Genomic DNA, 15,088 nt, shown 5'->3' with positions numbered 1-15,088 from the left:
AAATGAGCAAGGAACACACCATGGCCGAGCGCCTTCAGCAGCTTGAGGAGGCCCGGACGAAGGTCGAGGCCGGCGGCGGCGCCGACAAGCTGGAGAAGCAGCGCGCCAAGGGCAAGCTGACCGCCCGCGACCGCATCGAGGAGCTGATCGACGAGGGCAGCTTCCAGGAGACCGGCGCCTTCCGCCGCAACCGCACCACCACCTTCGGCATGGACAAGGCCTACATGGCAGCCGACGGCGTCGTGACGGGGTCCGCGACGGTGATGGGCCGTCCCGTGCACCTGGCCAGCCAGGACTTCACCGTGATGGGCGGATCGGCGGGTGAGACCCACTCGATCAAGGTGACGGAGATGCTGGAGGCATCCCTGGAAACCGGCACCCCTTTCATCTTCATCAACGACTCAGGTGGCGCCCGCGTGCAGGAGGGCATCGACTCCCTGTCCGGCTACGGCAAGGTCTTCTACGCCAACGTCCTGCTGTCGGGTGCGGTGCCGCAGATCTCGATCATCTCCGGTCCCTGCGCCGGCGGCGCGGCCTATTCCCCGGCGCTGACCGACTTCATCATCCAGACCCGCAAGGCCCACATGTTCATCACGGGCCCTGGTGTGATCAAGCAGGTCACCGGCGAGGAGGTCACCCAGGACGCCCTCGGCGGCGCTGACGCCCACATGAACCGCTCCGGCGTGATCGACTTCGTGGCCGACGATGACGAGCAGGCCATCCTGATCGCCAAGAAACTGCTCAGCTTCTTCCCGCAGAACAACTCGGAGGAGCCCCCGATCGTCGACCCCGACGACTCGATCGACCCCAACGAGAAGCTGCGCGACATCATCCCGACCGCCGGCAACAAGGGTTATGACATCCGCGACGTGATCCTGGAGATCGTGGACCACCGCGACTTCCTCGAGGTCCAGGCCGGCTGGGCCAAGAACATCGTGGTGGGCTTCGCCCGCATCAACGGTCGCAGCATCGGCATCATCGCGAACCAGCCGAGCGTCATGTCCGGTGTGCTGGACATCGACTCCTCGGATAAGGGCAGCAAGTTCATCCGCTTCTGTAATGCCTTCAACATCCCCGTGGTTAACCTCGTCGACGTCCCTGGCTTCCTGCCGGGTGTGGCGCAGGAGCACGGCGGCATCATCCGGCACGGCGCGAAGATGCTGTACGCCTACTCGGCTGCCACCGTCCCGAAGATCACCGTGGTGCTGCGCAAGGCCTACGGTGGCGCCTACCTGGCGATGTGCTCGAAGGACCTGGGAGCCGACAAGGTGTTCGCCTGGCCCACCGCCGAGATCGCGGTGATGGGTGCCGAGGGCGCCGCGAACGTGGTGTTCCGCCGCGAGATCGAGGCGGCCGAGGACCAGGCCGCGCGCCGTGAGGAGCTGGTGGAGGAATACCGCGAGACCTTCTCGACCCCGTACATGGCCGCCTCCCGCGGTCTGGTGGACGACATCATCGATCCGGCCGACACCCGTCGCGAGATCGCCCTGTCGCTTGAGCTGCTGGCTGGCAAGCGTCAGGTGCGTCCCGCGAAGAAGCACGGCCTCGGCCCGGTCTGATCGGAGAGCGATGTCTGACACCAATGCAGAGCTGCTCGCTGCCGTCAAGCAGCTCACCGCGCAACTGAAGGTCCTCGACGAGCGGATAGCGAGGCTTGAGGAGCGTCAGCAGATCCCTGAGTCCGACCTTGTCGCCATCGGTGCCGCCGTCGCGGCGTTCCTCGGGCACAAGGCCAAGATCCGTGCGGTGCGCTTCGCCAACCAGCCCCGCTGGGCCGCGGCCTCGCGGAGCCAGGCCCACGACCGCACCGTCCCCCACAACCGCTGATTGAAGGAGAAAATCCATGAAGCTCAAGGTGACCGTCAATCAGACGGAGTACGAGATCGATGTCGAGGTGCAGGAGGAGGAACGCCAGAGCCTCGGGCCGATCGTGATCGGCGGCAGCGGTGGGGCCGCACCCGCAGCCCCGGCTGCCTCCGCGACCCATTCCGCCAGCGCGAATGCCGTCGTTGCTCCGCTGGCCGGTTCAGTGGCCCGCATCCTCGTGGCGGAGGGCGACGAGGTGGAGTCCGGCCAGGTTCTCCTGGTTCTGGAGGCCATGAAGATGGAGACCGAGATCACTGCTCCCGCAGCTGGCACGGTTTCCGCGATCCTGGTCAAGCAGGGCGAGCCCGTCCAGGGAGGTCAGGGCCTGATCGAGCTCTGATCCGCTGATCACACCAAGGTCTCCCCACCGGTGAAAACCGGTGGGGAGACCTTCTTCATCTTCACCTTATTTATCTGACAGGTTCGCTGCTGGAATACCAGCGTATGGCCCTGATCCTTGGCCCGCCTTTTCTCTGTTTGCCAGCCGATGGATCCCCCAGAAACTTGGGATACCTGAGCTGGAGTACCGGGTTCTGCTCTGAGCCTCTTCTACGTCTTGGCGGTTTGTCTCTGGTACAAGGCACACTTGGTCAGGTGACGAGGAAGAAGACCAAGGAACCCCCAGCCGCTCTCTGGCATCCGCTGCTCGCCCTGGGCTTGCGTGTCCTGCCGCTGCTGATCTTCGGTTCCTGGCTGGTTCTTTCGGGGCACAACCCCTACTGGTACGACGAGGGCAAGGCGATCCTCGGAGTGCTCAATCTGATGTTGCTGCTGTGGTTGCTCCGTCAGGAGAGGACGAGGTTCCGGCGTTTCCTGGGGACGATGACGGCGAGGGACTCCGGCTGGTCGCTGGCGGTCGGAGGCAGCATGGTCGCTATCTCACTCGTGGCCTATGCCGTCGCGGAAAGCTGGCTCAGAGTGGATGGGAGAAGTCTTCTCGGGCTTGATCCGCCACTGTGGCTTCTGGTAATCAAAGCCCTGGTAGAGCCAGCGTGGATCGCCTTTGTGGACGGTTTGCTGTTCTTCGGCTATGCGCTGCCGCGGCTGCGTGACCGCCTGGGAACAGCATGGGCGGTGGTGATCGTGGCTTTGTCATTCGGATTGCTGCACGTGGGATTCGCGCCCCAATCCCTAGGCCACATAGTGGCTGAAGGCATTCTGGGCATGCTGCTCGCCGTCCCGCCAGCCCTGATCACGCTCAAGACGAGAAGCGTCTGGCCGGGTTTTCTTGGATATCTCCTGATGAGCCTGCTGAATCAATGGCCGAGTGTTCTATTCACCCTGTGGCGGCTGTTCAACTGGTCGGGAACATGGGTGGCGCTTTTCGTCGGGTTCATCATCATGATCTTCTGGCTCGGCATGAGCCGTAGACCCTGATCCCACCCGTGAAAAGGAGGGGCCGTTGAAACGGCCCCTCCCGGCATGACGTTGCCGGCTAGCTGCTGCTCTCCGGGCGGACCTGATCACCCTCATCCGTGTTTGCCGGGCGGATGACCAGCACATCGCAATGGGCACGCCGGACGACGGCGCTGGCGACGTCCCCCAGTAGGCGGCCCGCGATCGAGCGGTCACGGATGGCGCCGATCACGATCAGGCTTCCGAGATGCGCCTTCGAGGAGCTGAGCAGCGCCTGGGCTGGTTCCGCCTCGACGAGTAGCGCGGCCTTCACGCGCGCGCCCGCGGCAATCGCGATGTCCTTGGCATGGGAAACAGCCAGCGCCGCGGCCTCCCTGCCGGGAACCTGCCCGATGCGGGTAGGTGCGGTCTCGGTCAGCGACACCTTCGCATCAGCCCGCCGGGAGCCGCCGCCGTAGGCGCACACGATGACAAGATCGGCGTCTTCCTTGACCGCGATCCACGCGGCTCGGGTGACGGTCGGTCCGGCGAGGTCGGAGCCGTCGGTCCCGACGACCACCGTTGCGTAGTCCTTGAGCATTTCTCCTCCAATCGCGGGAGATCAGTTTTCAGCGGGCACGGGGACGGAGAGGTCGTCGACGTCCTTGACGGTCGGCGGCTCCTTGATCCAGAGCATCGCGATGGCCGCCAGGGCCAGGAAGACGGCAGCGAAGGTGATGGCATTGCCGGGATGGCTGCCGATCCAGTGGTAGATGACACCGAAGGTCAGGGTCTGGATGAGCATCGGGATGACGATCATCATGTTGATGATGCCCATGTAGACGCCATACCTGGTGGACGGGATCATGCGGACCGCCATGATGTAGGGGACGCCCATGATGGATGCCCAGGCGATGCCGAGGCCGATGATCGGGACGAACAGCAGGTACCTGTCGGCGATGTGCGGGAAGAAAGCCAGGCCAACAGCCGCCAGGAGCAGGCAGGTGGTGTGGACGAGTTTCGCGCCGTGCCGCTTGGCCAGGGCGACGAGTGCGAATGCGACGCAGAAGGTCACGACGTTGTATGCGCCGTTCACCAGGCCGGTCCACGCCGTGGCTTGCTCGTACAGGCTCGCATACTGCGTCGGATCGGAGGTCTTTAGGTCCTGGGTGGCCCCGAAGACGGACTCGCCCACCGACAGCGTCACGTACTGCCAGTAGCAGTTCATGGCGTACCACTGGAACAGGTAGACCAGCGCCAGCTTGCGCAGCTGGACGGGCATCTCGACGATGGCTTCCCAGATCTCCTTGACGGTGCCGACGAAACTGGTCTTGTGGGCGCGCAGCTCGGCGAGTTCCTCGGGCGTGGGTTCGAGTTCCTTGGTGCTGAGGATCGAGACCAGCACGGTGGCGATGGAGGCGACGGTACCCAGCATGAATGAGGCCATCACCCAAGAGGGAAGGCTGCCGAAGATGCCGGGGATGACCTGCTGGAACACGAACAGCGACACGTTGGCCAGGGTGATGCCGAGGCCGGCGAAGAAGGACTGGGCCAGGAAGCCCTTGGCCAGCTGCGACGGCGGCAGTCTGTCGGAGATGAACGCCCGGTAGGGCTCCATGGCGGTGTTGTTGGACACGTCGAGCAGCCACAGCAGCAGCACGGCCATCCACACTGCTGAGGCGAAGGGGAACAGGAACAGGCACACGGAGCAGCCGATGGCGCCGGCCAGCAGGAATGGACGCCTGCGGCCCCACTTCGGAACCCATGTCTTGTCCGAGATGGCGCCGATCATGGGCTGGATCAGCAGGCCGGTGATCGGCCCGGCCAGGTTCAGCAGCGGCATTTCCTCGGGGTCTGCGCCGAGGAACTGGTAGATGGGGTTGATGGCCGTCTGCTGCATGCCGAAGGAGTACTGGATACCGAAGAATCCCAGGTTCATCAGCAGGATCTGCGGCATCGTCATGAGCGGCTTCTGCCGCACCGTCGTCGCGCTCATCGAGCATCCCCCTCAGGGTTGGTGGCCAGGAATTCCTCAAGGCGGTTCAACTCCCGCTCCCAGCCGGTGGCGTGGTATTCGGCGCGGGAGGGCTCGTAGGGTCCCTGCACGATGCGCACCAGGGTCCTGCCGCTGTCGCGACCGTATTTGGTGAATTCGACGCGAAGTTCCATGGGGACGTCCGGGTCGATGCCAGGATCGCCGGTGATCCGCTGTTTGGCGACGAAGACGTCTGGGTCGAAGTACTCGGTGAAGACGGCGTCGGTGGTGACCCTGACGCTCGGGTCATTGTCGCGGATCTTGACGTGGTGGTGCTTGCCGCCGAGCCTCAACTCCGAGGAGACCGTCTCCTGCTCGACGTGCCAGCCGGGACTACCTCGCCAGAGCATCATCTCCTCCGGGGCGGTCCATGCCCTGAAGACACGTTTCTGGGGATAGTCGAACTCTCGCTCGACGATCAGCATGACATTGGCGACCATTGCTCACTCCCGTTGATTGGAACTGCCCATAGACTGCTACGCCGCGTGATACCTGTCCATACCTCGGGGGGTATGCTTCCCGGCAGAGAATTTGAGGTTCCTCCCGCATTGTTGTCAGATGAGACCTAGGCGTCAACCCCTATCGGCAATACTTACGTATGGGACGCGGGGGCACGGGGAGCTGCCGGCAGGATTTCCTGTCTCTTGTCACCTGACCGGGCTACCGGCTCTGCTGGAACGCTCGAATCTACTAGTCAGGCTGGTTCTACTGACCAGACGAGGTGCCTGGCTCGCCGGTCAGCAGTGAGGCCGCCAGCTGGTTGATCTTCTGCGCGAAGTCGCTTCGTTCCTGCGTGGTGGGGAAGGCGAGAGCGGCATCGCTGTCCAGGAGCAGGCCAGCCAGGCCGTGCACGTGCGACCAGATGACCACCTCATGTTCCGTTGTTGACCGCTGGCCGTATACGGTGCGGGTCAGTCGTTCCAGCTCTGCGTGGGCCTGCCCACTGGCCTCAAGCAGACTGGGGGAATTTTTGGAATTGTACATGTCGGGGCGGAACATGATCCGGAACACCCCTGGGTTGTCCAGCGCGAAACCGATGTAGGCCTTGCCAGCGGCCTCGAAGGTGGCTCTGGGGCCCTTATCCTCGGCTTGGTCATGGGCGGCACGGAGCCGCTCTGTCAGCTCCCTGAAACCCTCGGTGACCAGCGCGGCCAGGATCGCCTCGCGGTTCTCGAAGTGGTGATACGGGGCTTGGTGGGTGCAGCCCGTACGCCGGGCCACCTCGCGCATGCTCAGCGCGCTCGGCCCGCCCTCGTTCAGCATCGTGCGGCTTGTCCTCAGCAGCTCGGCCTTGAGGTCGCGTGCCTCGCCTGCCTTCGGACGCCCAGGTCCCCTCGTTTTCATGGCGGTGAGTCTACGACGTTCTCGTCACCATCCGGGCGGCATCGGCTGTTGCGCGGCATGCTACCGTTTGCTAGACGCTGTCAAATAATTTGGATGGAACGGAGCCACTGTGTACGACGTCATCGTGATCGGATCGGGAATTGGCGGGCTGTCCGCAGCAGGGCTGCTGGCGCGTGTCGCCGGCAAGCGGGTGCTCGTGCTGGAGAAGCACAGCGAACCCGGTGGGCTCACCCACACCTTCCGGAGGGACGGCGCGTCCTGGGACGTCGGCGTGCACTACATCGGGCAACTCGAACCCGGTGGTCTCATTCGCTCCTACTTCGACTACCTGTCCGGCGGGGAGCTGGAATGGGTCCGGATGCCCGACCATTACGACCGGTTCGTCTATCCGGGCCTCGACTTCCCGGTCCCCTCCGGCCAGGACGCCTACCAGCAGCGCCTCACCGAGGCCTTTCCCAGCGAGGCCCGCGCCATCCGGCGCTATTTCCGGGACATCCGCCGTGCCGCCCGGTGGGCGATGCTCCGCCTCATCCAAGTCATGGCGCCGCATCCCGTCGCCTCGGTGGCCCGTGGCCTCCAGCGGATCACCGGGCGCATGGCAACCCGCACCACGCAGGACTATCTGAAGCGGCGCTTCCGTTCCCCGAGGCTGCGGGCGCTGGTCGCCAGCCAGTGGGGTGACTACGGGCTGCCGCCGTCACGCAGCCCCTTCGTCGTCCATGCTGGGATCGTCAGGCACTATCTGGACGGCGCCTGGTTCCCGGAGGGCGGCAGCTCCCGGATCGCCCGCACCTTCGAGAAGGGCATCGAGCAGGCGGGCGGTGCGGTCCGCGTCTCCCAGGAGGTCGTCGAGATCCTCGTCGAGGACGGCGCGGCGACGGGGGTGCGGGTCCGCGACCACCGGGACCCCTCCTCGCCCGAGGTGGTCCACCGCGCCCCGGTCGTGATCTCGAATGCCGGCGCAGCCATCACATTCGGCCGGCTGCTGCCCACCGAGGGCGCCGTCGGGCAGGCGACCGCGCCGGTACGGTCGCTGATTGAAGGATACGGCACCGGCCCATCGGCCGTGACCGTGTACCTGCGGCTGCGTGAGGATCCGCGCACCATCGGCGTCGACGGTGGGAACTCGTGGATCTACCGTGACTTCGACCACGACCGCTCCGTCGCGATCAAGGACGAGAGGTTCCCGCAGGGTGTCTTCGTGTCGTTCCCATCGGTCAAGTCGGGGGAGAGGGTGCACACCGCGGAGCTCATCTCGTTCCTGTCCGCGTCGGAGTTCGGCGCGTGGCAGGGCACCCAGCTGGGCAACCGCGGAGCCGGCTACTCGAAGCTCAAGAAGCACCTCGGCCATGAGATGCTCCGCCTGGCCGAGACCGCCATCCCAGGTCTGAGCGACCTGGTCGGATACATGGAGGTCTCGACGCCACTGACCGTCGAGCACTACACCTCGCATCCCGGCGGCGCCTTCTACGGCATCCCAGCCACCCCCGAGTACTACCGATCCAAGCCAACAGGGTCACGCACCCCGGTCCGGGGGCTCTACCTGTCAGGGCAGGATGTCTTCAGCCTGGGTGTCGGCGGCGCGATGATGGGCGGTGTCCTGGCAGCCTCCCAGGTGCTGGGGCCTAAGGGGTTCCTCACCATTCAGTCGGCACTGAAGCAGGGGCCATCACCTGTGCTGGCGAACTGGCCGCTGCCACCGGGCAAACACCACGCCACCCTGATCGTCAAACGCCGCCTCACACCAAGCGTCTGGGAAGCCGTCTTCCGCGTTGAGGGAGAGGTGGGGAAGTGGGCCCCCGGCCAGTTTGCCCGCCTGCACGTCGGCAATCACGCCTGGCGCGACTATTCCATCGCTGGGATCGACGGTGATCAAGTGCGGTTCCTGATCAGCACCCGGACCGGCGGGCAGGGCTCGCGGTTTGTCGAGGAAGCCCCGGTCGGCGCGCGAACCCAGGTCGAGCTGCCGTTGGGCCAGTTCACCCTGGCGGCGGGCGAGAGACGGCGGGTGTTCGTCGCCACCGGCACCGGGCTGGCGCCGTTCCTGCCCATGTTCGAGCACACGAGCGGCGAGGACGTGCTTCTCTTCGGCTGCCGCACCCGCGACGAGGACCTCACCGCCCTGCTCGACGCCCCGCTCCCCTCAGAGGTGATCCGCTGCATCACCCGTGAGCCGGTGGCAGACGCGGTCCAGGGGCGTGTGACGCAGATGCTCCGGAGAATGGACGTCGACGCCGGCACGGGGTTCTACCTCTGTGGCTCGTCGGCCATGGTCGCTGATGCCAGGATGGTCCTGGAATCCCGGGGCGTCAGCCGCATCCATGCGGAGTTGTACTGAGTTCTGCACAGCTTGGCGGCGTTGTGCCCCCGCCCTTGTCTTCCAACGGGGATGGCCTGCGGAGATCACCTGGGTCAATACCGTTCTGACTACGGGTGGGGTCGGTGCACTGACCGGCTATGACGGCTCTAGAGTTAAGGGACGTGAATCTTGAAACCTCCCTATCACCAACCATTGCTGGGGCCTCAGCGCTCCGGCGTTTTATTGCCGCCGTCGTACTTGCGGGGGTAGCTGCGGGGATCACCGGGTGGGCCTGCGCCCACCTGTTGCACGTCATGGAACACCTCGTCTGGAGTTTCTCTGAGGGACATCTGCTGACAGCGCTGTACACGATTCCCTGGTGGCGTCGTATTCTCACGCTCGGTGCGGCTGGCCTGGTTGGCGGTGTCTCGTGGTGGCTGCTGCACCGTACCGGTCCGGGCCCCGTGCCTATGAGGCAGGCCGCTGCGGGGGAGCGCATGCCGGTGCTGCGCACCATCTGGCATGCCGTCACGCAGATCATCGTCATCGCGATGGGAGCTTCGTTGGGTCGCGAGGTAGCGCCGCGGGAGGTCGGTGCCGCGGTGTCCGGCTGGATCAGCGACAGACTAGGCCTCGATGCGGAGGACCGTCGAATCCTGGTCGCCTGTGGAGCAGGTGCTGGCCTGGCCGCCGTGTACGGCATCCCGTTGTCAGGGATCATGTTCGCTCTCGAGGCTCTGCTGGCGACCTTCTCGGCGCGTTCTCTGGCGTCGGCGCTTGCCGTCTCCGGTATCGCGGTCTTCGTCTCCTACGGGTGGTCCCGGCCTCAGGAGGCCTTCTACAAGTTGCCGGAGCTGGAACCTTCGCTGGCCTTGGTTGTGTGGGCGCTGGTGTGCGGCCCTCTGATCGGACTCGCCGGGGCCGTCTTCGGTGCCGCCGTCAAACGCATCGAGAGGAGCCGCCCGACCTCGGCCAGCCTGCTCTGGTCCCTTCCTCTGGGGCTCACGCTGGTGGGGACGGTCTCCGTCTGGGTGCCGTGGGTGTTGGGCAATGGGCACCCGACCACTCAGACGACCATCGACCAGGTGACCCAGGTGGGGCCTGCGGCCCTGGGGCTAATTGCCTTGATGCTGTTGGCCAAGGCCGGGGCAACACTGCTCACCATTCGGGCGGGTGCCTGGGGTGGGACTTTGAATCCGGGAATCGCGTTGGGCGCCTGCGTGGGGGCGCTGACTGGGCTCGTGTGGTCGCTCATATGGCCGGGTTTCCCAGTCGTCGCGTGCGTGTTTATCGGAGCTGCGGCTTTCCTGGGGGCCTCTATCAGCGCTCCGCTGACCGGTTTCGCCCTGGTCCTGGAGCTCACGCATTCCGGGGCGACGGTTCTGGTTCCCACCGTCCTGGCGATCGCGGGAGCCACCGCTGCTGCCATCTGGTGGCGGAACCGTCCCACACATTGACGCAGGCTGGCCCCGTCCCATGGGAGGAGACGGGGCCAGCTCAGGTCTCAGGACTACTTTTTGCCCTGGTTCTTCACAGCTTCGATAGAAGCGGCGGCGGCATCTGGGTCGAGGTAGCGGCCTCCCTTGACGAGGGGTTTGTGGTTCTCGTCGAGTTCGTAGAACAGCGGGATCCCCGTCGGGATGTTCAGCCCCGCGATGTCCTCATCAGAGATGCCGTCCAGGTGCTTGACCAGCGCACGCAGGGAGTTGCCGTGCGCGGTGACCAGGACGGTGTGGCCAGCGTCCAGGTCCGGGATGATGGACTCCTCCCAGTACGGCAGCATGCGCGCCACGACGTCCTTGAGGCACTCGGTGCGGGGACGCTCGTTGGCGGGGATGTCGGCGTAGCGGGGATCGTTGAACTGCGAGTACTCCGCGTCGGTGTCCTGGACCGGCGGCGGAGTGTCGTAGCTGCGGCGCCACAGCATGAACTGCTCGTCGCCGTACTTGTCGCGGGTGGCGGTCTTGTCCAGGCCCTGGAGGGCGCCGTAGTGACGCTCGTTCAGGCGCCAGCTGCGGCGCACCGGGATCCAGTGGCGATCGCAGCCGTCAAGGGCCAGGTAGGCGGTGTGGATGGCGCGGCGCAGCAGCGAGGTGTGCAGCACCGTCGGCAGCAGATCCTCCGATTTCAGCAGTTCCGCGGCCTTGCGGGCCTCGGCCTGGCCCTTCTCGTTGATGTCGACGTCCACCCAGCCGGTGAACAGGTTCTTTGCGTTCCATTCGCTCTCGCCGTGGCGGAGCAGGATGAGCTTTCCGGTCATGGCGTCAGCCTACAAGGCGGCAGAGCCGATGCCCATGGCCCTGCGCACAGGTTTCAGGCAATGATCCCGAACTTGTATCCCGCATCCTTGTAGGCCGCGATGATCTCTGGCATCGCTTCGACCGTCAGGTCCTTGCCCTCGGCATCGTGGGCGAGCATCACGGAGACCTTCACCCCCTCTTTGATCGCGCTCGTCGCCATCTTCACCATGCCGGCGGCGTCCTTCGGGCGGCGTTTCTCAGGTTCGGCGTCACCGGTGAGCGTGTTCCAGTCGATCCAGTACACCTCGTCTGACTCCAGAGCCTCATCGGCCGGGCCCAGGTTGTGCCAGCTCGCATGCCCGCCCGGGTAGCGCCAAGCATGGGTCTTGAAGTCGGACCCGAGGACCTCCTGGAGTGCCTCTTTTGTCTTGTCGTACTCCTTCTTGATGACATCGACGTTTCCCGAGCGGCCGGGATAGAGCTTCTTGTAGTCGTGCGTGTAGCTGTGCATGGCCACGGAGTGGCCTTCCTGGATCTCGCGCTTCAGTGTCTCTGGAGCGGAATGGACGTTCTTTCCGATGACGAAGAAGGTGCCGTGGGCTCCGTGCTCCTTCAGCACGTCCAGGATCTTCACCGAGTTGCTGTGATTGGGTCCGTCATCGAAGGTGAGGAAGACGATCTTCTCCGGGGCGGAGCTGGGGTCTTTCATCCACGCCTGGACCTTCTGGGCTGGGTAGGCATACTCGGCGGCGGCCTGGCCGTGGCTGGTGCCTGGCATTAACGCGTCCGACGTCCCGTCCGGAGATGGTGAGGGGGAAGGGGACTGGGATGGTGACGGCGACGGGCTCGGTGATGGGCTCTCCACGGGCGTGGGCGAAGCGCTTGGCGATGGACTTCCTGACGGGCTGGGGGTGGGACTCTGTGACGACTCAGTCTGCCTGGGTGAGCCACAGGCACCCAGGCCGACTGCCGTGGCGGCCAAGGTTCCCATCAGTATGCTGCGACGGCTGAACAGCGTCATGGACATCCCTTTCATCAACAAAACCCGGATTCGAGTAAATTTCAATTAAATTCTAGACCTGATGACACCGTGGAATAGAACGGCCCTTGGAATGCCTTAGGCGTTGGGCCACTCCTCACCTTCCGGGAATTGACCGGTGATGATGTAGATGACACGCCGTGCCACGGCGACAGCGTGATCAGCGAATCTTTCGAAATACCGTCCCAGCAACGCCACATCAATGGCCTGCTCCACCGAGCCCGACCAATTCTCACCCAGCAGCACCCCGAAGTGGTCGCGTCGCAGGTGGTCCATCTCGTGGTCGATCTCGGCCATGCGCAGGGCGGCGACGGCGTCGCGGTCCTTCAAAGACTGGTTGGCCAGCCTGATCATGGCCAGGCACACCTCCGACATACGGGAGAAGTTGTCTCGCAGCGATTCCGGCACCGCCGAATCGGGGAATCGCAGCCGTGCGATCTTGGCAACGTGGGCGGCCAGGTCACCCATCCGCGCCAGCTCGAAGACCACCCGGATCGCGGAGACTATCGTGCGCAACTCGCCCGCCACGGGGGCCTGGAGGGCCAGCAGGGACAGGCAGCGATACTCCAGCTCCTCATGCATGTCATCGAGCTGGGCGTCGTTCGATATGACAGCCTCAGCGCGGGCCAGATCGGGATTGAGCAGGGAGGATGACGCCTCGCTCACAGCCGCCTCGACCAGGACAGCCATGTGCTGGAGGCTGTCGAGCAAGCCATTGAGTTCCTCGTGGTAGCTGGCGCGCATGCCGTGATTCCGCCCTTCAGGATGAGAACCTTGAAGCCGCAGTCTAGTCGCCAGCATTGTTTACCGGCCACAGGGGACGAGCTTAAAAGGCTGCGTCCGAGTGATGCGATTGCGCCGGTGGACCGGTGGTGTGAAGCACGCGGCATCCCGGTGCTGCCATGGCAAGGTTTTCGGCTAAGTGGGGCGCACCACAGCCGTGGTTTGACGATGATCCGCAGGCCGGGGAAGAGGCCTAGATCCCCCGAACTTGGTCGTCGGGGATCTCTAAGATTGGGTGGAACATGTTCTTTGTCCTCTCCGCAGCAGCGGGTGCCGTGCTGGCGCTCGTGATCGCGCACGTCATGGGGTTTCTTGGGCGGGGTGCTCAGGCCGGGCGTCAGGATCCGGGGCAGTCCGTCTTCCAGGGCATCCGCGCCGATCTGGAGGACGTCGTCGAGGCGCTCCCGATAGGCGGGCTGCTGGTTGGTGACCATGACGAGGTGCTAAAAGTCAATGGGGCTGGGGCTGCGATGGGCCTGACCCGGGGCACCCGGGTGGGTTTCCCCGGATTGCTGGAGCGTGTACGCCAGGCGCGGCGGTCAGGGACGGCGGTCGTGCTGGAGCAGCTTCCCGGAGCCGAGACGGCGCATCTTGCCAGCCGGGTGCTGCCACTTCACGGAGGTCTGGTGCTCGTCATGGCTGAGGACGAGACCGCTGTCCGGCGCATGGATGCGGTGCGGCGTGACTTCGTCGCCAACATCTCCCATGAGCTGAAGACCCCAATCGGAGCCATCGGCATCCTTGCCGAGACCATCGAGGCAGCTGCCGGTGACCCAGAGCAGGTGAGTCATTTCACCCGGCGGCTGCAACGCGAGTCAGCCCGGCTGGGGGAGCTCGTCAGCCAGATCATCGAGCTCTCCCGGCTCCAGTCCTCGGACCCGATGCTCAGCCGTGAGGTGGTGGATGTGGAGGAGATCGTCGACGAGGCAGTCGCCCGGACCCGGGCTTCTGCCGAGGGCCGCGGGGTGAGCCTCATCCGCACGGCCATGCCTCCCGCCTGGGTGCTGGGGGATCGCTGGCAGCTGATGGACGCGGTCGTCAACCTCGTGCAGAACGCCATCAACTACTCCGACGAGAATGCACGGGTGGCGGTGGCCGTGGCCCAGGTGCATGACGAGGATGCCGACTGGGTGGAGATCAAGGTCACCGACAATGGAATCGGCATCTCGCTGGAAGATCAGGAACGCATCTTCGAGCGTTTCTACCGGGTTGACTACGGGCGTTCCCGGGAGAGTGGGGGCACTGGTCTGGGGCTGTCGATCGTTAGGCATATCGCCCTGGCCCACCAGGGGAGCGTTAGAGTGTGGTCGCGGCCCCGTCAGGGGTCTACCTTCACGTTGCGGCTTCCGGCTCACTTGGAGGGGCCCATAGGTGATGAGATCCGGAGGGATGAGGGATGACCAGGATCCTGATCATCGAGGACGAGGAGTCCTACCGTGAGGCACTCACCTTTATGCTCCGCAAGGAGGGTTTCGACGTAGTCGCGGAACCCGACGGGGAGGCTGGCATCGCTGAGTATGAGCGCAACGGGGCCGACTTGGTGCTGCTGGACCTGATGCTTCCCGGCATGCCGGGAATCGAGGTGTGCCGTCAGTTGCGTACTCGCGGCAACGTCGCGATCATCATGGTCTCCGCGCGTGATTCCGAGACGGACAAGGTTGTGGGGCTTGAGATCGGCGCCGACGATTATGTGACTAAGCCGTTCTCCCATCGCGAGCTGGTGGCACGGATCCGTGCCATCCTGAGGCGGGGTCAAGACCTGGCACTCACCGTCGGCGTCATCGAGGCGGACGGGGTGCGTATCGATGTGGAGCGCCACCAGGTGGACGTCGATGGGCAGGAGGTGAGGCTGGCGCTGCGCGAGTTCGAACTGCTTGAGCTGCTGCTGCGCAACGCGGGACACGTCATAACCCGAGGCCAGATCATCGACCGCATCTGGGGCAGCGACTATGTGGGCGACACCAAGACCCTCGATGTCCACATCAAGCGCCTGCGGAGCAAGATCGAACGCGACCCCTCCAACCCCGCGCGTGTCATCACCGTGCGCGGCCTGGGGTACAAGTTCCAGGGCTGATCTGGGCCGCGCTGGCGGAAGGGTTCAGAAGCTTTCCCGGGGGCGATGGTCTGCGCCATGGTAGAATTCCCTT

General features: G+C 64.8%; 16 protein-coding genes. 9 read left to right on the top strand and 7 right to left on the bottom strand.

The genetic code is table 11. The features are described from left to right. Positions 1–2 precede the first annotated feature (2 nt). From SK1NUM_RS11575 to SK1NUM_RS11560, 4 genes are all read left to right on the top strand, one after another. Entirely contained in the window at positions 3–1,559 is a 1,557-nt protein-coding gene (locus SK1NUM_RS11575) for an acyl-CoA carboxylase subunit beta (protein ID WP_212322123.1), read from the top strand. 10 nt (positions 1,560–1,569) lie between these two features. Beyond that, on the top strand, positions 1,570–1,827 hold the full coding sequence (locus tag SK1NUM_RS11570; RefSeq protein WP_212322122.1) for a hypothetical protein: 258 nt from the start codon (positions 1,570–1,572) through the stop codon (positions 1,825–1,827). Between the two features lie 16 nt (positions 1,828–1,843). Then, the gene (locus SK1NUM_RS11565) at positions 1,844–2,206 is read left to right on the top strand and encodes a biotin/lipoyl-containing protein (protein WP_212322121.1); all 363 of its coding nucleotides are present in this window, start codon (positions 1,844–1,846) and stop codon (positions 2,204–2,206) included. A gap of 254 nt (positions 2,207–2,460) precedes the next feature. Next, complete coding sequence (locus SK1NUM_RS11560) at positions 2,461–3,243, top strand: CPBP family intramembrane glutamic endopeptidase (RefSeq protein WP_212322120.1); 783 nt, start codon at positions 2,461–2,463, stop codon at positions 3,241–3,243. Between the two features lie 58 nt (positions 3,244–3,301). On the opposite strand, the gene SK1NUM_RS11555 is transcribed toward SK1NUM_RS11560, so the two are convergent. The 4 genes from SK1NUM_RS11555 to SK1NUM_RS11540 all read right to left on the bottom strand — a co-directional run bounded on the left by SK1NUM_RS11555 (position 3,302) and on the right by SK1NUM_RS11540 (position 6,580). Continuing rightward, positions 3,302–3,802, bottom strand: coding sequence for a universal stress protein (locus SK1NUM_RS11555; RefSeq protein WP_212322119.1), 501 nt, complete (start codon positions 3,800–3,802; stop codon positions 3,302–3,304). A 21-nt stretch (positions 3,803–3,823) separates the two neighbouring features. Then, entirely contained in the window at positions 3,824–5,197 is a 1,374-nt protein-coding gene (locus SK1NUM_RS11550; RefSeq protein ID WP_212322118.1) for an MFS transporter, read from the bottom strand. Continuing rightward, complete coding sequence (locus SK1NUM_RS11545; RefSeq protein ID WP_212322117.1) at positions 5,194–5,676, bottom strand: SRPBCC family protein; 483 nt, start codon at positions 5,674–5,676, stop codon at positions 5,194–5,196. The genes SK1NUM_RS11550 and SK1NUM_RS11545 overlap by 4 nt, the downstream gene beginning before the upstream one ends. A 265-nt stretch (positions 5,677–5,941) precedes the next feature. Further along, a complete protein-coding gene (locus SK1NUM_RS11540) occupies positions 5,942–6,580 on the bottom strand; it encodes a TetR/AcrR family transcriptional regulator (RefSeq protein WP_212322116.1) in 639 nt (212 codons plus the stop codon). 109 nt (positions 6,581–6,689) lie between these two features. Here SK1NUM_RS11540 and SK1NUM_RS11535 point away from each other — a divergent pair, with 109 nt between their 5' ends. Both SK1NUM_RS11535 and SK1NUM_RS11530 read left to right on the top strand, forming a co-directional pair. Then, positions 6,690–8,918 (top strand): FAD-dependent oxidoreductase, encoded by a 2,229-nt coding sequence (locus tag SK1NUM_RS11535; protein ID WP_212322114.1) that lies wholly within the window; start codon positions 6,690–6,692, stop codon positions 8,916–8,918. A gap of 143 nt (positions 8,919–9,061) precedes the next feature. Then, positions 9,062–10,336 (top strand): chloride channel protein, encoded by a 1,275-nt coding sequence (locus SK1NUM_RS11530; RefSeq protein ID WP_223927543.1) that lies wholly within the window; start codon positions 9,062–9,064, stop codon positions 10,334–10,336. A gap of 53 nt (positions 10,337–10,389) precedes the next feature. Here SK1NUM_RS11530 and SK1NUM_RS11525 read toward each other — a convergent pair whose 3' ends face one another. Next, positions 10,390–11,139, bottom strand: coding sequence for a phosphoglyceromutase (locus tag SK1NUM_RS11525; RefSeq protein ID WP_212322110.1), 750 nt, complete (start codon positions 11,137–11,139; stop codon positions 10,390–10,392). 53 nt (positions 11,140–11,192) lie between these two features. Beyond that, positions 11,193–11,897 carry a polysaccharide deacetylase family protein gene (locus tag SK1NUM_RS11520; protein ID WP_212322108.1) on the bottom strand — a complete coding sequence of 235 codons (705 nt, stop codon included), beginning with the start codon at positions 11,895–11,897 and terminating at the stop codon, positions 11,193–11,195. Between SK1NUM_RS11520 and SK1NUM_RS11515 the strand changes: the two genes are divergently transcribed. Then, on the top strand, positions 11,887–12,189 hold the full coding sequence (locus tag SK1NUM_RS11515; protein WP_212322106.1) for a hypothetical protein: 303 nt from the start codon (positions 11,887–11,889) through the stop codon (positions 12,187–12,189). The two genes, SK1NUM_RS11520 and SK1NUM_RS11515, sit on opposite strands and share 11 nt — an antisense overlap. Before the next feature lie 47 nt (positions 12,190–12,236). Here the strand turns inward: SK1NUM_RS11515 and phoU are convergent, their stop codons facing one another. Next, positions 12,237–12,902, bottom strand: a complete 666-nt coding sequence (gene phoU, locus SK1NUM_RS11510) for a phosphate signaling complex protein PhoU (RefSeq protein WP_212322104.1) — start codon at positions 12,900–12,902, stop codon at positions 12,237–12,239. 281 nt (positions 12,903–13,183) lie between these two features. Here phoU and SK1NUM_RS11505 point away from each other — a divergent pair, with 281 nt between their 5' ends. Both SK1NUM_RS11505 and SK1NUM_RS11500 read left to right on the top strand, forming a co-directional pair. Beyond that, on the top strand, positions 13,184–14,341 hold the full coding sequence (locus SK1NUM_RS11505; RefSeq protein ID WP_212322102.1) for a sensor histidine kinase: 1,158 nt from the start codon (positions 13,184–13,186) through the stop codon (positions 14,339–14,341). Next, positions 14,338–15,015: a response regulator transcription factor gene (locus tag SK1NUM_RS11500; protein ID WP_212322100.1), complete on the top strand. Its 678-nt coding sequence runs from the start codon at positions 14,338–14,340 to the stop codon at positions 15,013–15,015. Before SK1NUM_RS11505 ends, SK1NUM_RS11500 begins: the two co-directional genes overlap by 4 nt. The last annotated feature ends 73 nt before the right edge of the window (positions 15,016–15,088 follow it).

It is taken from the genome of Arachnia rubra, assembly GCF_019973735.1.
In the GTDB taxonomy this organism is placed as follows: Bacteria; Actinomycetota; Actinomycetes; order Propionibacteriales; family Propionibacteriaceae; genus Arachnia; species Arachnia rubra.
Note: the sequence above shows the minus strand (reverse complement) of the source record. Positions and strands in the feature narration are given on the sequence as shown.